General features: G+C 65.8%; 15 protein-coding genes. 14 read left to right on the forward strand and 1 reads right to left on the reverse strand.

All coding sequences use genetic code 11. The annotated features are described in order from the left end of the window. The first annotated feature begins 153 nt into the window (after positions 1-153). The 13 genes from GGD63_RS10380 (at position 154) to GGD63_RS10440 (ending at position 15,853) form a co-directional block, all read left to right on the forward strand. The gene (locus GGD63_RS10380) at positions 154-867 is read left to right on the forward strand and encodes a GntR family transcriptional regulator (protein WP_210315724.1); all 714 of its coding nucleotides are present in this window, start codon (positions 154-156) and stop codon (positions 865-867) included. Positions 868-934: 67 nt separating this feature from the next. Continuing rightward, complete coding sequence (locus GGD63_RS10385) at positions 935-1,714, forward strand: SDR family oxidoreductase (protein ID WP_183241431.1); 780 nt, start codon at positions 935-937, stop codon at positions 1,712-1,714. Between the two features lie 7 nt (positions 1,715-1,721). After that, positions 1,722-2,867, forward strand: coding sequence for a pyridoxal phosphate-dependent aminotransferase (locus GGD63_RS10390; RefSeq protein WP_183241433.1), 1,146 nt, complete (start codon positions 1,722-1,724; stop codon positions 2,865-2,867). Positions 2,868-2,878: 11 nt separating this feature from the next. Further along, entirely contained in the window at positions 2,879-3,760 is an 882-nt protein-coding gene (locus tag GGD63_RS10395) for an alpha/beta fold hydrolase (protein WP_183241435.1), read from the forward strand. A gap of 3 nt (positions 3,761-3,763) precedes the next feature. Further along, entirely contained in the window at positions 3,764-5,017 is a 1,254-nt protein-coding gene (locus GGD63_RS10400; protein WP_183241437.1) for a Zn-dependent hydrolase, read from the forward strand. 8 nt (positions 5,018-5,025) lie between these two features. Further along, positions 5,026-5,556 (forward strand): flavin reductase, encoded by a 531-nt coding sequence (locus tag GGD63_RS10405; protein ID WP_183241439.1) that lies wholly within the window; start codon positions 5,026-5,028, stop codon positions 5,554-5,556. A 118-nt stretch (positions 5,557-5,674) separates the two neighbouring features. Further along, a complete protein-coding gene (locus GGD63_RS10410; protein ID WP_312013136.1) occupies positions 5,675-7,153 on the forward strand; it encodes a PLP-dependent aminotransferase family protein in 1,479 nt (492 codons plus the stop codon). A 426-nt stretch (positions 7,154-7,579) separates the two neighbouring features. After that, positions 7,580-9,589 carry a hydantoinase/oxoprolinase family protein gene (locus GGD63_RS10415; RefSeq protein WP_183241441.1) on the forward strand — a complete coding sequence of 670 codons (2,010 nt, stop codon included), beginning with the start codon at positions 7,580-7,582 and terminating at the stop codon, positions 9,587-9,589. Continuing rightward, complete coding sequence (locus tag GGD63_RS10420; protein ID WP_183241443.1) at positions 9,586-11,166, forward strand: hydantoinase B/oxoprolinase family protein; 1,581 nt, start codon at positions 9,586-9,588, stop codon at positions 11,164-11,166. Before GGD63_RS10415 ends, GGD63_RS10420 begins: the two co-directional genes overlap by 4 nt. 11 nt (positions 11,167-11,177) lie before the next feature. Beyond that, positions 11,178-12,473 (forward strand): aminotransferase class III-fold pyridoxal phosphate-dependent enzyme, encoded by a 1,296-nt coding sequence (locus GGD63_RS10425; RefSeq protein WP_183241444.1) that lies wholly within the window; start codon positions 11,178-11,180, stop codon positions 12,471-12,473. Beyond that, positions 12,470-14,152: a long-chain-fatty-acid--CoA ligase gene (locus GGD63_RS10430; RefSeq protein ID WP_183241446.1), complete on the forward strand. Its 1,683-nt coding sequence runs from the start codon at positions 12,470-12,472 to the stop codon at positions 14,150-14,152. Before GGD63_RS10425 ends, GGD63_RS10430 begins: the two co-directional genes overlap by 4 nt. A gap of 103 nt (positions 14,153-14,255) precedes the next feature. Next, positions 14,256-15,188, forward strand: a complete 933-nt coding sequence (locus tag GGD63_RS10435; protein WP_183241448.1) for an N-carbamoyl-D-amino-acid hydrolase — start codon at positions 14,256-14,258, stop codon at positions 15,186-15,188. A 5-nt stretch (positions 15,189-15,193) separates the two neighbouring features. After that, a complete protein-coding gene (locus tag GGD63_RS10440; protein ID WP_183241649.1) occupies positions 15,194-15,853 on the forward strand; it encodes a flavin reductase family protein in 660 nt (219 codons plus the stop codon). On the opposite strand, the gene GGD63_RS10445 is transcribed toward GGD63_RS10440, so the two are convergent. After that, positions 15,850-16,512: an aspartate/glutamate racemase family protein gene (locus GGD63_RS10445; RefSeq protein WP_183241450.1), complete on the reverse strand. Its 663-nt coding sequence runs from the start codon at positions 16,510-16,512 to the stop codon at positions 15,850-15,852. The two genes, GGD63_RS10440 and GGD63_RS10445, sit on opposite strands and share 4 nt — an antisense overlap. A gap of 56 nt (positions 16,513-16,568) precedes the next feature. Here GGD63_RS10445 and hydA point away from each other — a divergent pair, with 56 nt between their 5' ends. Continuing rightward, positions 16,569-18,038 (forward strand): dihydropyrimidinase, encoded by a 1,470-nt coding sequence (hydA, locus tag GGD63_RS10450; RefSeq protein WP_183241453.1) that lies wholly within the window; start codon positions 16,569-16,571, stop codon positions 18,036-18,038. The last annotated feature ends 4 nt before the right edge of the window (positions 18,039-18,042 follow it).

Raw genomic sequence — 18,042 nt, forward strand, 5'->3', positions numbered from 1 at the left:
GTGCCAGTGCGATTTTCGCGCAAATCAGGCATAAGACTTGCGAGAGCGCCGGCGAATATCCCGGCGACACCCGCATCTCCGGGAGAAAACCGGTCAATTTCGTCGAGATATGAGCGCCAATATGTATACGTATATTGGCATTGGAGAAACATAATGGCGAGTATTGGTGCACATAGCGCAGGCAAGCGCGTCAAAAATGGGCACGAAACCCTCACCGCGAGTCCCGGCATGACGCTCGCCGAGAGCTTGCGACAGAGGCTCGAGGGCGCGATCGCAGCAGGCCATCTGGAGCCGGGCAGCCGGCTCGACGAGCAGGAGATCGCGCAGCGCTTTGGCGTTTCCCGCACGCCGGTGCGGGAGGCGTTCCGCCTGATGGCGGCGAATAATCTGGTCGAGCTGCGCGGCCGGCAGGGGGCGACGGTCCGCAGCATCAAGGCGCAGGCGCTGATCGAGATGTTTCAGGTCATGGCGGAGCTCGAAGGGCTCTGCGCAAGGCTTGCCGCAAGGCGCGTCTCGCAGGCCTGGGGGGCTGAAATAGGCGAGATTCACCAGAGGCTTGTCGCGGCAGGCGAAACCGGCGACATCGACGTCTTCTACGACATCAACCAGGAATTCCACGAAGCGATCTATGAGGCGTCGCGCAACGCCTTCCTCGCCGATCAGACCCGCAAGCTGCGCAATCAGGTGGCCGCCTATCGCCGCCGGGTGACACGGATGCCGAACCGGATCGCCGATACCGTCCGCGAGCACGAGGCGATCATGCAGGCGATCCTGGCGCACGACCCGGAGCGAGCACACAGCGCTATGCGCGACCACGTCAACCTGCTCGGCGACAACCTGCTGGACTTCCTCGCCGCCTTCGAATGACCTCTCGGTCTCTTGGTATGCAAATTGCTAGACCTTGTATATCTAGCTTGCATCCTGGAGACCCCGTGTGGACCTGAAGCTGACGAACAAGACCGCGCTCATCACCGGCGCGTCGAAAGGAATTGGACTGGCGGTGGCCGAGCTCTTCGCCGCGGAAGGATGTCACCTGCATCTGGCCGCCCGCAACGGCGAGGCGATGCTGGAGGCCAAGAAGCAGCTCGAAGCCCGCCATGGCGTGAAGATCACCATCCATGCGCTCGACCTCTCGAGCACGTCGGCGATGGAGAAGCTCGCAGCCGAGGTCGGCGATATCGACATCCTCATCAACAATGCCGGCGACATCCCGGCCGGATCGCTGGAAATCCTCGACGACGCGGCCTGGCGGCGCGGCTTCGATCTCAAGGTGTTCGGCTACATCACGCTGTCGCGCCTTTATTATCCGCGGATGAAGGGCAAGGACGGCGTCATCATCAACATCATCGGCAATTCCGGCGAGAACTGGGACGCAAGCTACATCGCGGGCTCGACCGGCAATGCGGCGCTGATGTCCTTCACCAAGGCGCTCGGCGGCCGCAGCCTCGACCACGGCGTGCGCGTGGTCGCGGTCAATCCGGGACCGGTTGCCACCGACCGCATGCTCAAGATCATGAAGCGCAAGGCGATCGACATGCTCGGTGACGAAAGCCGTTGGGAGGAGCTGTTCGACAAATATCCCGGCAAGCGCCCGGCCACCTCGGAAGAGGTCGCCGATCTCGTCGCCTTCCTGTCCTCGCCGCGGTCCGGCTACATCACCGGCACGGTGGTGACGATCGATGGTGGCATCGCCGCGCGCGGCTCGGTGATCTGAGGCGCCGATGTCGAAGCCTCAATCCGCCGCACTGGTCCGCAACCGCTATTTCGACGAGCTCTCGGCAACGCCGGGACTCTATTGGCTCGGCCAGAACACCAACCATATCGAGAGCCACCCCGCCGTGCGCGAGGCCATGCTGCGATCGATCGAGGCTGGCGAGTTCAATGCCTATGCGCCGCCGCTCGGCTTCGAGGCGCTGCGCGAGGCGATCGTCGCCGATCTCGGCGCGCCCGGCGCAGAAGCGCTGGTGACCGAGGGCGGCGTCAATGCGCTGGCGATGATCTGCCGCGCGCGCTGCAAGCCGGGCACGACGCTGGTGACGACCGATCCGACCTGGAAATGGCCGTGCCTGTTCGCGCGCCAGCAGGGCGCCGAGGTGATCGAGATCCCGATCTACGATCCCGCCTGCAACTACCGCCTGACGCCTGAGGCCTTGAAGGCGAATGTCGATGAGCGCACCGCGATCATCTATCTCGTCGATCCCAACAATCCGCTTGGCATCCGCTACACGCGCGAGGAGATCGAGAGCTTTGCCGCGATCGCGCGCGATTGCGGCGCGCTGCTGGTGCACGACTGCACCTATCGCGATTTCGCCGACGGCCACACACCGGCGCTTCATGTCGCCCCGAAAGGTTCGGTGGTCTCGACCAGCTTCTCGAAATGGCTCGGGCTCGCCGGCCTGCGCATCGGTGCGCTGGTCGCAGCGCCAGACCTGTTCGAGGAGCTGGCGCAGACCTCCACCAGCGTGCTCGGCGCCAGCGTCATCGCGCAGCGTGCGGCGCAGGCGGGGCTGTCGGTCAAGGCCGAATGGATGAAGAAGGTCCGCAGCACCGACCGCGCCAACAAGGCGATGATCCAGGAGGCGGCTTCCGCGATCGACGGGCTGGCGCTGCCGATCATGCCCTCGCATGGCAACTTCCTGGTGCTGGAGACCATCGCGGCCGGCGTCCGACCGGAAGCGCTGGTCGAGTGCTATCGCCGCCAGGGCATCATGATCCGCCAGGGCACCTATCACACCCAGCGTTTTGGCGACCGCTTTGTGAAGATCAGCACCTCCGTGCCGCAAGGCTGGGTCGAAAAGCTCTGTACGCTGCTGCCGGAGATGGTCACGCAGGCGCGCACGCTCAACGACCTGCCACCGCAATTCTAGGGACGATGCCGATGACGATGATCACAGCGAAGGACGGCGTGAAGCTCCACGTGGAGGAGGCGGGCGAGGGCGCGCCGATCCTGTTCATCCACGAATTCGGCGGCAATCACGACAGCTGGGAGCCGCAGCTGCGCTATTTCAGCCGGCGCCATCGCTGCATCACCTACGCCGCGCGCGGCTATCCGCCGTCGGACGTTCCTGACAGCGTGGAGGCCTATTCGCAGGCGATCGCTGCGGACGACGCGGTTGCCGTGCTCGACGCGCTCGGAATCGACAAGGCGCACATTGTCGGCCTCTCCATGGGCGGGTTCTGCACGGTGCATTTCGGCCTGCGCACGCCGGAGCGCGCTTTGTCGCTCACTGTGGCCGGTGCCGGCTATGGCTGCGAGAAGGAGTTCGAGGAGTATTTTCGCGGCGTCTCGCGCGAGGTCGCCGACAATTTCGAGAAGCAGGGTGCGAAGGAATTCTCCAAGATCTACGCGCTCGGTGCGAGCCGGGTGCAGTTCCAGAACAAGGATCCGCGCGGCTGGCAGGAATTCGCCGATCGCCTCGCCACCCATTCCGACCGTGGCGCCGCCAACACCATGCGCGGCGTCCAGGCGCGGCGGCCGTCGTTCTATGACCTCGAGGACGGCTTGAAAAAGATGATGGTGCCGACGCTGGTCGTGGTCGGCGACGAGGACGATCACTGTCTCCAGCCCGGCATCTTCCTGAAGAAGACCATTCCGGCCTGCGGCCTCTCGGTCTTCCCCAAGACCGGCCACACGCTCAATCTGGAGGAGCCGGCAGCATTCAATGCATTGCTCGCCGAGTTCATCGCCCAGGTCGAGGCGGAACGCTGGTTGCCGCGCGATCCGCGCGCGCTGCCGGGCCAGATCATGCGCACGAAGTAATCGATGACGAGCCAGCCACTGATCAACGCCGATCGGCTCTGGACCCGCCTGATGGCGCTCGCCGAGATCGGCGCGACGCCGGCCGGCGGGGTCAACCGTCAGGCGCTGAGCGACGGTGAGATCGCCGCCTGGCGCCGTGTCATCGGCTGGGCGCGCGAAGCAGGATTGACGCCGTCGACGGACGCTGCGGGAAACCTGTTCCTGGCGTTGGCCGGCCGCGATCGCGCCGCGCCGCCGGTTCTCCTTGGCAGTCATCTCGACAGCCAGCCGACCGGCGGCAAGTTCGACGGCGCCGCCGGCGTGATGGCCGCACTTGAAGCGGTCGTCACGCTCGCCGGGCAAGTCGACAAGCCTGCGCGCGACCTCATCGTCGTCGCCTGGATGAACGAGGAAGGCTCGCGCTTCGCCCCGGGTATGATGGGCTCGGAGGCCTTTACCGGCGAGCGCGACCTGGCGACGATCCGCGCCGCGCGCGATGCGGACGGCATCAGCGTCGGCGAGGCACTCGACCGCCTCCACCAGGCTTTTCCCGATATGCCGCGCAGGCCGCTCGGCTTTGCCGCCGGGGCCTATCTCGAATTGCACATCGAGCAGGGACCGCTGCTGGAAGCGGCCGGCTGCACGATCGGCGTCGTCACCGGCATCCAGGGCAAGAAGACGTTTCAGGTCGTGGTCGAGGGTGCCGAGGGCCATGCCGGCACGCTGGCGCAGCGGGAGCGGCGCGATGCGCTCGCGGCCTTTGCGCGGATAGCGAGCGCGCTCCATGCCGAGATCGGCGCCATCGATGCCGACATCAAGTTCACCATTGGCCGGATCGCTGTCGTGCCGAACGCGCCGTCGGTGGTGCCATCGCGCGTCAGCTTCAGCATCGACCTGCGTCACCCTGACAATGCCGTGCTCGATGCGGCGGGCGTGCGCATCGCGGCTCTTTGCCAGGAGAAGGCCCCGCCTTGCGCGGTCACGGTGACGCCGCTCGTGGATGCACCGTCGAACGTCTTCGATCCGAGCCTGCGCGCGAGCATCGCGAAGGCCGCGCGTGAGCAGGGGCATTCCGCCATGGCGATCCTCTCTGCCGCTGGTCACGACGCGCGCCATCTCGCCAAGGTCTGCCCGGCTGCGATGATCTTCATCCCGTGCCGCGACGGGGTGAGCCATGTCGAGCATGAATGGGCCGAGCCCGATCATGTCGCTGCGGGAGCGTCCGTGCTGGCACAGGTGCTGCGCGAGCTCGCCTTCGCGCCTGCCATCGAGGGGTGAGGACATCGATGCAGGATGTGGCTCCCCGGGACTACCGCGACGCGATGGCCTGTCTCGGCGCGGCCGTCAACATCGTCACGACCGACGGTGCCGCGGGCCGCGCCGGATTTACGGCATCGGCGATTTGCAGCGTCACCGACGATCCACCGACGCTTCTGGTCTGCATCAACCGCGGCTCCTCCGCCTATGCCAGCGTGACCCGCAACAAGGTGGTCTGCGTCAACGTGCTCTCGGCGCGGCACGAGCAACTGTCCCGCCTGTTCGGCGGCAAGGTGCCTGCCGAGGAACGCTTTGCCGCCGCGGATTGGTCGACGCTCGCGACCGGCGTGCCGGTGCTGGCCGACTGTGCTGCTGCGTTCGACTGCCGGATTGCGGATGTCGTCAATGTCGGCAGCCACGATGTGCTGTTCTGCCGCGTCGTCGCGCTGCAAAGATCCGGCTGCACCGATAATCTGATCTATTTCGGGCGCGCCTATCATACGGTCGGGGTGACCGATCCGGCCGAGACTGGACCGGAATCCGCTTCTGGCCCATCCTGAACGGATGCCGGTGGCCATCGCCGGCCGTTCCAACAGCCGCCTCCATGTGATGGACAGAGATCGCCACCCGAGCAAGCGCGTATCCCTTGCGGGAATGCATATCGACCGGACCTCGGCCGTGCCGCTGCATTTGCAGATCGCGGCTCACATCCGGGATTGCATTCTGCGCGGCGTCTTTCCGACCGGAACGCAGTTTCTGGGCTCGCGCGAGATCGCGCGGGAATTGGGCTGCTCGCGCACGGTGGTGCTGACGGCGTGGGATCTGCTCTACGCCGAGGGCTATCTGGAATCGACGCCACGCGGCAGCGTCATGGTGGCGTCCGTCGCGACGTCGCATGCGGAGCCGCCGTCGGTTGCCTCGCCTGAGGCTGCGCCCGCCCATATGTCGAAGCGCTGGCAATCACTGCTTGGCCTGGATTACGAGACCAATTGGCCGTCCGTGTTCGCACCCGGAGCGCCCGACATCTCGACGTTTCCTTTCAAGGAATGGTCACGCCTGCTGCGCCAGACCTGGCAGAATCCGAGGGAGCAGGAGTGCCTCGACCTTCCCGCCGAAGGCCATCCGCGGCTGCGGAGCGAGATCGCGAACTTCCTCGGCTCGGTGCGCGGGCTGGTCTGCTCGCCGGAAGAGGTGGTCGTCACCTCCGGCACATCGGGTGCGCTGGATTTCTGCGGCCGGATGGTCCTCGATCCCGGCGACGAGGTCTGGGTCGAGGAACCCGGCTTCGTCGAGGCCCGCTGGGCGTTGACGGCGGCCGGCGCGAAGCTCGTTCCCATTCCCGTCGACGACAAGGGCCTCGTCGTCTCCGAAGGAATCCGGCGCGCGCCGGGTGCGCGGCTGATCGTGGTCACGCCGTCGCATCAATATCCGCTCGGCGTCAGCATGGGGCTGGAGCGGCGCCTCGAGCTGCTCGACTGGGCCAACAGAAACGACGTCTGGGTGATCGAGGACGATTACAATTCGGAGTTCAGGCACCAGGACAGCATGATCGCCTCCTTGCGTTCGCTCGATCGCGAGGGGCGGGTGATCTATTTCGGCACCTTCTCCAAGATCATGATGCCGAACCTGCGGCTCGGCTACATCGTTGCCAACAGGCATTTCATCGCAGGATTTTCCAAGGGCCGCGCGCGCATCGACGTGCACACCTCCGGCATCGGACAGCTCGCTTTGGCCGAGTTCATGCGGGAAGGGCATCTGCTGCGGCATCTGCGCGCGATGCGGCGGGTCTATGCGAGCAGGCGAAAGGCGCTGATCGAGGCGATCGCATCGCTGATGCCGGATGATCTGGTCGTCTCCGCGGCGGTGACGGGATTGCATCTGGTAGCGGAGTTCACCGAGGCGATGCGGGCGCGGATCAGCGACCGCGAGGCGGCCGCGATCCTGAAGCAGGCGGGCATTCATGTGCAGCCATTGTCGCAGAACTTTCTGGAGCAGCCGACCCGACAGGGACTGGTGTTCGGCTATGGGCGGCTGCATGTCGAGGATGCCTCGCCGCTGCTTGCGAGAATCGCGGCTTGCATCGGCACCGGCTCCCGCAACGCACCATCGGAGGCGGCGATATCCTCTCTTACTGTTCGTACAATAAAGAGAGGCTGAACCGACCGCCATGCATAGCTCGTAGGCAAACAGAGATCCGACGCTACCGGCCGATCGCCTGCAAATTAGACAGGCGATTTGGAGTGTTCGGATTGCAGTGCAGCGGACATCGCGATTTGCGCGGAGAAATCCGTGGTGCACTGCACGTTTGCCGCGTGGCGCGGTCGCCGCTCGCGTGCCGTCAGCGCGGGCAGCGCTGCACCAAAACGTGCAGCAGGTGGCGCGGCGCGCGGCTGAAGTCGCGCACTGGTCTAGTCGTTTGCGACAACTCTGGCCCTATCCCGCGCCCATCGCTCTGTCGCACGCTCGCTCATGGTGGCATGAGAGGGGATGCATGATGAGCGCTCTCGGTTTGGCATTGGACGTTGCGATGGACGGGAAGGACCCGGCGTCCGGTTCGGGCGTCATCCGTAGCTGACTGTGCAGATGAGCTACTCCGACAATCACTGGGAGGTCGGCACCGATATCGGTGGCACCTTCACCGACATCATCGCGATCCGGCGCGATTCCGCCGAAGCGCGGATCGCGAAGGTGCCGTCGCGCCCCGACGCGCCCGTGCAGGCGATGCTGGAGGCCATCGAGGCGGTGGGCTTGCGCAAGAGCGAGGTCAAGCGCTTCGTCCACGGCACAACGCGCGTCACCAACGCCATCGTCGAGGGCCGGTTGCCGAAGGTGGCGCTGGTCGCGACCGAAGGCTTTGCCGACGTGCTGGAGATCGCGCGCTATCGCCGCCGCGATCTCTATCGTCTCGACATCCCGCCGAAATCACCGCCTCTGGTGCCGCCGGAGCGATGCTTTGGGCTCGCCGAGCGCCTCGATCACGAAGGCCGCGTGCTGAAGGCGCTGGATGAAGCCGAGATCGAGCGTCTGGTGGCCTGGCTGAAGCAGACCGGCGTGCAGAGCGTCGCCGTGGCCCTGCTGCACGCCTATGCTAATCCGGTGCATGAAAAGATGCTGGGCGAGCGGCTCAAGGACATCGTCGCCCATGTCTCGCTCTCGCACGAGGTCAATCCCGAGGCGCGCGAATACGAGCGGACTTCGGCGACCGTGTTCAACGCGGCGGCGATGCCGATCGCTGTGGAATATCTGAGCGAGCTGGAGCAGCGGCTACCGATCGGTCCCGGCCTGCAGGTGTTTCACTCGGCCGGCGCCATGGTCCCGATCTCCGCGGTGAAGCGGCGGCCGCTGGTGATGGCGATGTCGGGGCCTGCCGCCGGCGTCTCCGCCTCTGTCAGCATCGCGCGCCAGCTCGGCACCTCGCGCATGCTGACCTTCGACATGGGCGGCACCACGACTGACGTCTGCCTGATCGTCGATGGCCAGGCCGAGATGACGGACGGCCGCATGCTCGGCGACAAGCCGTTGCGCCAGCCGATGCTCGCGGTGCATTCGATCGGGGCCGGCGGTGGATCGATCGTGCGTAACGGTCCCGGTGGCCTCACGGTCGGGCCGGAGAGTGCCGGCTCCGAGCCGGGGCCTGCCTGCTACGGCCGCGGAGGCCATGAGCCGACGATTACCGATGCCAATGCCGTGCTCGGCTATCTCAATCCCGAGACCAAGCTTGGTGACCGCATCGGCATCGACATCGAGGCTGCAAAGCGCGTTATCGAACCGATTGCCCGTGCGCTCGGACTGAGCCTCACCCAAACAGCGCTCGGCATCATCAAGGTCGCCAACGCGACCATGGCCCGTGCGCTCCGGCGCGTCACGGTCGAGCGCGGCATTGACGGGCGCGACTGCACGCTGCTCGCCTTCGGCGGCGGCGGCCCGATGCACGCCGCGGGTCTCGCCGATCTCTACGGGATCGCGGAGGTCGTCGTGCCCAGCGCATCGAGCGCGTTCTCGGCGCTGGGCTGCCTCACCGCCGATTTCAGCTTCCTCCAGCAGCAGACCCTTCGCGCCGCCCTCGACGGCATCGATCTCGCCCGCGTGTCGGAGCGGATTGGCACGCTGATCGACGATGCATCCGCGCCGCTGATCGCCAATGGCGTTACGAAGGCGGAGATCCAGGTCGAACTGGTGGCCTTGATGCGCTATGCGGCCCAGAACGATGCCATCCCAGTGCCGTTCGCGCTGCCGCTCGATATCGCCAGGCTGAAGCAAGATTTCCTGACGCGGCATCACGAGCTGTTCGGCTATGCGACCGGCGAGCCTTGCGTCATCGAATCCGTGCGTGTGCAGGCCCGCCGCCCGTCGACAACCGTTGTGAGCCGGCCGGCGACCGCGGTGAGAGCAGTGTCCAGCGGCAAGCGGAGCTGCTCGTTCGATGGCTTCCACGATATCGCGACAGCAATCATCGACCGCGCCTCGCTCACGGAGACCGTTACCGGTCCGGCCATCATCGAAGATGCGTGGTCGACCGTGGTGGTGCCGCCTGGCTGGCAGGCAAGGCCCGATACCGCCGGCAATCTGTTCCTGACGCGGAGGGCGGCATGAAGCTCGATCCGTTCGTCGTCGAGGTTATCAGGCACGGGCTTTCCGCCGCGGCCGAGGAGATGAGCCTGGTGATGACGCGCTCGGCGCGCTCGCCGCTGCTGCGCGAGGCGGGCGACCTGTCGTCCGCGATCACCGATGGCCATGGCGGCCTGGTCGGGCAGGGCCGCGACATCCCGATCCATCTCGGCGCGATGGCCTACACCATCCCAGAGTTGCTGAAGGTGATGCCGCGCGACAGCCTGAATGACGGCGATGTGGTGATCTACAATGTCGGCGCGCTCGGCGGCAATCATCTCAACGACGTCAAGGTCGTGCGTCCCGTCTTCGTCGACGGCGAGATCGTGGCCTTCGCGGTCAGCCTTGCGCACTGGCCCGATATCGGCGGCACCTGGCCCGGCAGCTATTTCGCCAAGGCGGTCGATACGTTCCAGGAGGCGATGCGGATTCCGCCGGTGCTGATCGCAACCGCAGCCAGCGTCAACACGCCGATCGTGCAACTGCTCAAGGCCAACGTTCGCGATGCCGAATCCTGCGAGGGCGATCTCCTTGCCCAGATTGCGGCAACCAAGGCTGGCGAGAAGCGCATCGTCGAGCTCTGCCGCGAGCACGGTAAGGCCGTCTTCATGGCGACGCAGTCGCGCCTGCACGATCTCTCCGAAATCGAGATGCGCGAGGCGCTGCGCGACCTTCCTGATGGCGTCTACGAGGGCGAGGATTACCTCGACGACGGCAGCCAGAACAACGCGCCGGCGCGCATTCATGTGAAGATCACCATTCGCGGGGATGAGGCGACCTTCGACCTCTCCGGAAGCTGTGACCGGGTCTCCAATTTCTGCAACACGACGCCGTTCATGGCGCGCTCGGCGGTGGCCTATGCCGCCCGCATCATGAGCGGACGTGACATGCAGCAGAACGCCGGCGCGCTGCGGCCTCTGACCATCATCACGCGTCCGGGCTCGATCCTGGAGCCGGGCTGGACCGCGTCCGTCGCCGCCGGCAATCACGAGACGTCCATGCGTATCGTCGATGCGATTTTCCGCGCCATGCAGGACACGATTCCCCAGCGCCTGTCGGCGGGCGGCGCGACCACCGCAGGTGTTCTGTTCTTCGCCGAGCCGCGGCCGAATGGGTCATGGAAGATGCTCTACGAGGTCCATGGCGGCGGCGAAGGCGCGCGGCACGATCGGGCCGGCACCTCGGCGACACGGGTGCATCTCTCCAACACCTCGAACACGCCGGTCGAGGTGATCGAGGCGAATTACGCGATCCGGCTCGAGCAGCAGGCCATTCGCCGGAATTCCGGCGGCATGGGAGTGCATCGCGGTGGTGACGGCTCGGTCCGCACCTACCGCATCCTTGCGCCCTCGATGCACCTGACCACCTGCATTGAGCGCATGGTGATGGCGCCATGGGGCATGCAGGGCGGCGAGTCCGGCAAGGCCTGCCGCATCTCGCTGGTCAGACACGGCGCGAACGTTGCCATCGACGGCAAGTCGAACCTGGTGTTGCAGCAAGGCGATCTCGTCACGATCGAGATGTGCGGCGGCGGCGGTTACGGCGACGCGTCGGCGAAGTGAGGGGACCCGCGATGAGCAGATTGTTGCGAACCGGACTGAATGCGGGCGAGGCTGCGCCGATGGCCGTGGTCGGCGGCGAGGGAGTCTACTTTCACCTGGCTGACGGCCGCAAGCTGATCGACGGCAGCAACACCGGCGGCGGCCTCGGCCATCGCCATCCCGCGATGGTGGAGGCGATCCGCCGCGCGGCCGACACGCCTGTTGTCAACGAAGGTTGGACCTGGGTCGGTCGCGAGCGGGCCGCCGACGACCTGATGGCCACCGCGTTCAAAGGCGAAGAGGACTGGGTCGGTGCTGTGCGCTTCTGCATCAGCGGCAGCGAGGCCAATGACATGGCGCTGTCGCTCTGCCAGGCGCTGACGCAGCGTTCCGCGCTGGCGACCCGCGAGCGCGCCTATCACGGCATCACCGGCCTGTCCCGCAGCATGACGGTGCAGCCGCAATGGCACGGCGGTCTTGCCGTGCACGCCGGCGGCTCAAAACTACCGGCGCCGATGGCGCCGGTGCGGATTCTGCCGGCGCCGGAAGGCGCGATCTATGGCGGGCCGGCCAAGAATACGCCGCCGAGCGAATATCTCGCCGACGCCGCGCGCCTGCTCTCGGACACGGCGGCAACGATCATCGATTACACCCAGGGCGGCATCTACTACGACGGCGCCTATCAGGATGAAGTGGCGAAGCGCGCGCGGCAGGCGGGCTCGTACTGGATCGCGGACGAGGTCGTCACCGGCGCGGGGCGCGCGGGCCGCTGGTTCGCGTTTCAGGGCGCGCAGAGCCGCCCAGATATTGTCACGCTCGGAAAGTCGCTCGGCGGCGGCGCGGCGGCGGTGGCTGCGGTCGTGGTTTCCAAGGACATCGTCGAGCGGCTCAAGGGCACGAGCTGGCAGAACTACGGCACGCTGCGCGGCCATCCCATCAGCATGGCGGCGGTCAGCGCCTATCTGAGGGTCGTCACTGACGACAAGATTCTGGAGCACGTGCAGAATCTGGAAAAGCTGTTCATCCGCCGCCTCCTCGTGATCGCGCAAAAGCATCCGAGCGTGCAGCGCGTGGCGGGGCAGGGGCTGCACTGGACGGTCGAGTTGCATGGCCCGGATTGGCGCACCTGGCACGCCGACACCACGGAGGTGCCGATCGCCTCGCGCGTCGCGGAGCGGGCGCTGGAGGCCGGCGCGGTGATCGGAACCAGCGGCGAGCAGACTTCGCTGTTTCTGGCGCCACCGCTGTTGATCTCCGAGCACGAGGCTACGCTGCTTCTCGATGCGCTCGACCACGGCCTCGACATCGCCGACAAGGAGCACGGGTGAGCGCGGATCACGCAGCACCTCGTCGCTCGCCGGCCTGGCCGACGGATGAGCCCTGGCATCTCGCGATGCCGGAGGGGACACTGTACGACGCGTTGATACGCGCGGCGAACGATGGTCCCTCGCATCTGGCAACTATGTTTTACGGCGCGAGCCTGAGTTATGCCGAGCTGCGCGACCGGGTCGATGCCATGGCCGGCTTCCTGCAAGGCGTTTGCGGCATCAAGCGCGGCGACCGCGTGATGATCGCGCTGCAGAACTCGCCGCAATATGTCATCGCCTATTACGCGGTGATGCGGGCGGATGCCGTGATCGTGCCGGTCAATCCCATGAACAAGACCGTCGAGATCGCGTATCTCGCCGCAGACAGCGGCGCCAGGGTTGCGATCATCGGCAGCGAACTGAGTGATGTGTTTGCTCCGCTGGTGGGCGAGGCGATCACGCATGCGATTGTCGCGCAGTACCGCGACGAGGTTCCGGCCGCGACGCCCTATACGCTTCCTTCATGCGTCACCGAAGCGCCGTCGAAGGTGCCGTCGTCGCCGGGCTGGCATTTGTGGTCGTCGGCGATCGCACGAAGCTTGCGGCCCGGCGCTATGACTGCGGGTCCGGACGATCTCATGATCCTGCCCTATACCTCGGGCACGACGGGCAAGCCCAAGGCCTGCATGCATACCCATCGCAGCGCGCTGTTCACTGCGGTGTTGCAGGCGCGCTGGTACGGGCTCGATGGCAGCGACGTGATGAGCGGCTTCATGCCGTTGTTCCATGTCGCGGGCATGCAGGGTTCGATGAATGCCGCCATCGTCACCGGCGCCACGCTGCTGCTGATGGCGCGCTGGGACAAGGATCTGCTCCCGGACCTGTTCGAGACCTATGGCGTGACGTTCTGGAACGCGGCGCCGACCATGATCGTGGACGTGCTCGCAAGCGCGCGCTTCCGCGACAGATGCTTTGCGAAGCTCAAGGTACTGACCGGCGGCGGCGCGGCGATGCCGACCGCGGTGGCCGAACGGCTCAAAGGGCGATTCGGGCTCGATTTCGTCGAGGGCTACGGCATGACCGAGACGATGTCGCCGACCCATCTCAACCCGATGGCGGCGCCGAAGCCGCAGTGCCTCGGCATCGCCGTGCAGGAGACCGACGCAAGGATCATCGATCCCGAGAGCCTGATCGAGCTCGACGACAATGTCGTCGGCGAGATCGTCGTGCACGGGCCGCAGGTGCTGCAGGGCTACTGGAACAGGCCGCAGGCGGATGCCGAAGCCTTCATCGAGCTCGACGGCAAGCGATTCCTGCGCACGGGCGATCTCGGTTATCGCGATGCCGACGGCTATTTCTTCGCGGTCGACCGCCTGAAGCGGATGATCAATGTCAGCGGCTTCAAGGTGTGGCCGGCCGAGGTCGAGGCGGCGATGTACCAGAACCGGGCCATCCGGGAGTGCTGCATCATTTCGGCGCCGGACGGCTATCGCGGCGAGACGGTCAAGGCGCTGGTGGTGCTCGATGAAGCCGCACGCGTGACGACATCGGAGGACGACATTGTCGGCTGGGCGCGCGGCGCGATGGCGAGCTACAAGGCGCCGCGCGCCGTCGTCTTCGTCGAGTCCCTGCCGCGGACCGCCAGCAACAAGATCAACTGGCGCCTGTTGCAGGACGCCGAATGGGGGCGGACGGCATGAAAGCTGCTTGGCTGGAAAAGCGGTGCGAGGCTGCGTTAAGCTGCGCGCGCCGGAACATCCCTAAAGCCGCTGCTTCCTCCGAGAGATCACCAGGAATTCGCTGATGCGCATCGTCAATGTCGCCGCCGCCCAGATGGGCCCGATCCAGAAAGCCGACAGCCGCGAGGCCGTGGTCAAGCGCATGATCGCGCTGATGGACGAGGCCAAAAGCAAGGGCGCCGACCTGATCGTCTATCCCGAGCTGGCGCTGACGACGTTCTTCCCGCGCTGGTATGTCGAGGACCGCTCGGAGTTCGACATCTGGTTCGAACGTGAAATGCCGAACGCGGCGACCAGGCCGCTGTTCGAGCGCGCGGCGCAGCACGGGATGGCGATGAATTTCGGCTATGCCGAGCTGACGCCGGACGGACACCATTTCAACACAGCGATCCTGACCGACAAATCCGGCAAGATCGTCGGCAAATATCGCAAGGTCCATCTGCCGGGCCATGTGGAATACGACACCAAGCGCTCGCACCAGCATCTGGAGAAGCGCTATTTCGAGCCGGGCGATCTCGGCTTCCAAGTCTGGCGGGAGCTCGGCGGCATCATCGGCATGGCGATCTGCAACGATCGCCGCTGGCCCGAGACCTATCGCGTCATGGGCCTGCAGGGCGTCGAGATGGTGCTGATCGGCTACAACACGCCGTCCGTGAATGCGGAGAAGAGCGAGGAGGGCGTCGAGAAGCGCCTGTTCCACAATCGCCTCTCGGTGCAGGCCGGCGCCTACCAGAATGCGACCTGGGTGGTTGCGGTCGCCAAGGCCGGCAATGAGGACGGCCACCCGCTGTTCGGCGGCAGCCTGATCGTCGATCCCAATGGCGAGATTGTCGCCGAGGCCAAGACGGATGACGACGAGGTTCTGGTTTATCCTTGCGACCTCGACGCCACCATTTTCGGCAAGACCACGATCTTCGATTTCGCCCGGCATCGCCGCATCGAGCATTACGGGCTGATCACCAGCCGGACCGGCGCGGTGCCGCCGCCGGAGAAGTGATGCCGATGGCGGACAAAGGCATCTCACTGCGTGAACTGGATCCGCGCGATCGCTACAAGCTGCTTTGCGGCGTGGTGGTGCCGCGGCCGATCGCGCTGGTGACGACGCTGGATGAGAACGGCGCGGTCAATGCCGCACCGTTCAGCTTCTTCAACGTGTTCTCGGAGAGTCCCGCGCTGATCGTGCTCGGACTCCAGCACAAGCCGGATCACTCGCCGAAGGACACCACCCGCAACATCCACCGCGATGGTGAGTTCGTGGTTCACATGGTGGATGAGGCGCTGTCGGTCGCGATGAACGACTGCGCGGTCGATTTCCCCTCCGGCGACAGCGAGGTCGCCGCGACGGGGCTTGCGACGCTTCCCTCCGTCGACGTGAAGGTGCCGCGTCTCGCCGCGGCGCCGTTTGCGCTGGAATGCCGACGTCACGTCGTGCTGAACTTCTCGCCGGATCGCGAGCTCCTGGTCGGCGAGGTCTTGCGGGTTCACGCCCGCGAAGGCCTCGTCGACACCGCCAACATGTATGTCGATCTCGAGGCCTACCGGCCGATCGGCCGCATGTTCGGCAATCTCTACACCACGCAGCGGGACACGTTTGCGCTCGTCCGCGAGAGCCATGCGCAATGGCTCGCGCGCCAGGACACCAAAGAGCTGAAGGACGCCTAGTGAGCCGAGAACTGCACCGTACCCAGCGCCATGGTGACGGCCGCCTGTGTCGGGTCGATCACGGGAATGCGCAGCGCGTCTTCGAGCGGACGGCGGTGGCGCGCCATGCCGGCGCAGCCCATCACGATGGCGCGCGCGCCGTCCTCGTCGCGCAGCGCGCGGCCGATCTCGATCATTTTGGCGAGCGTGCCTTCGCCCGAGGCGGTTTCGGCAACGCTCATGTTGAGCGGCCGCTCGCCGGCAAGGCGCTCGGTCAATCCCATCTGCCTGAGATAGCGCATGTGGCGCGGGATCGAGCGCTGCGCGATCGCAATCACGCCGAAGGTCTCCGCGCGGGCGAGCGCCGTCAGCACGCCGCACTCGGCGATGCCGAACACGGGGCGGTCGGTGCCTTCGCGGCAGACCTGAAGCCCGGGATCGCTGTAGCAGGCGATGACGAAGGCGGCCGAGCTGTTGTCGCTTTCGACGAGCTTTCGCAGCGGCATCGCTACGCTATCGACGTCTGCCTGGCTTTCAATGCCGAACGGACCCTCGGCCAGCGTCTGGCAGACCACCTCCGGCCCGCCCTCGAAACCGAGCGGCTTCAACGCATCCTCCAACCCTTGCGTGACCTTGTGGTTGGAGTTCGGGTTGATGACGAGAATGCGTGGCCGGGACATGATGGTCTTCCTGCGAAATTACGAGTACGTGCCTTGAGCCTATCACGGAGTGCCTCATGACTGAACCCGCTTACGACCTGATCATCCGCGGCGGCCGCGTCGCCACCACCACCGACGTCTTCGAGGCCGACGTCGCCATCTCAGGCGAGACCATCGCAGCCATCGGCCGCGGGCTTCCCCCGGCCAAGCGCGAGATCGACGCACGCGGCAAGCTGGTGCTGCCCGGCGGCGTCGACAGCCACGCCCATATCGAGCAGCTGTCGGCGGCCGGCATCATGAACGCAGATACGTTCGAGAGCGCCACCGTGTCAGCGGCCTTCGGCGGCACCACCACGGTGATCCCGTTCGCCGCCCAGCATGTCGGCATGAAGCTGCCGCAGGTGGTGGAGGACTATCACGCGCTGGCGAAGAAGGGCGCCGTGATCGACTACGCCTTTCACATGATCATCGCGGATGCGACCAAGGAAACGGTCGAGGAGCACATTCCAGCGCTGGTGAAGCAGGGCCACGCCTCGATCAAGATTTTCATGACCTACGACCGGCTCAAGGTCGACGACGAGCCGCTGCTCGACATTCTGCTCGCCGCGCGCCAGTCCGGCGCGATGCTGTGCGCCCATGCCGAAAACCACGGCATCATCGCCTGGATGGTGAAGCGGCTACTCGCGCGCGGCTATACCATGCCGAAATATCACGCCGTCAGCCATGCCCGTGTGTCGGAGGCCGAAGCCTTCACGCGGCTGATCGGCATGGCGGCGCTGATCGACCAGCCCATCATGATCTTCCATGTCTCGACTGCCGAAGGCGCCAAGGTGATCCGCGACTCCCGCGGGCAGGGGCTGAAGGTCTTCGCCGAGACCTGTCCGCAATACCTGTTCCTTACCGCGAACGATCTCGACAAGTCCGGCGCCGAAGGCGCCAAATGGATGTGCAGCCCGCCGCCGCGCACGCATGCCGACCAGGAGGCGCTGTGGCAGGCGCTGTCGCTCGGCGATCTCCAGACCATCTCGTCGGATCATGCGCCGTATCGCTATGACGAGACCGGCAAGCTGCGCGCCGGCCCCAATCCCAATTTCAAGCAGGTGGCCAACGGCCTGCCCGGACTGGAGCTGCGGCTGCCGCTGCTGTTCGACGCGATGGTGTCGAAGGGACGGCTTGGCCTGGAAAAATTCGTCGAGCTGACTGCGACGGCGCCGGCAAAAATCTACAATCTGCATCCGCGCAAGGGCTCGATCGCGGTCGGCGCCGACGCCGATATCGCGATCTGGGATCCCAACCGCGAGACCGTGATCGCCGACGAGATGATGCACGATCTCACCGGCTACACGCCGTTCGCGGGCCGGAAGCTGAAGGGCTGGCCGGTGACCACGCTCTCGCGCGGGCGCGTGATCGTCGACGGCAACAAGTGCCTCGCGAGCGCCGGCAGCGGAAAATTCCTGGCGCGCAGCGGCGGCGAGGCCGCCAAGCCCACCGGCCGGCTCGTTGCCGACATGGATCCGGAACGGAATTTCGGAGCAAAACTGCTGTGATGGT

This window comes from Bradyrhizobium sp. cir1 (assembly GCF_014198245.1).
Taxonomy (GTDB): Bacteria; Pseudomonadota; Alphaproteobacteria; order Rhizobiales; family Xanthobacteraceae; genus Bradyrhizobium.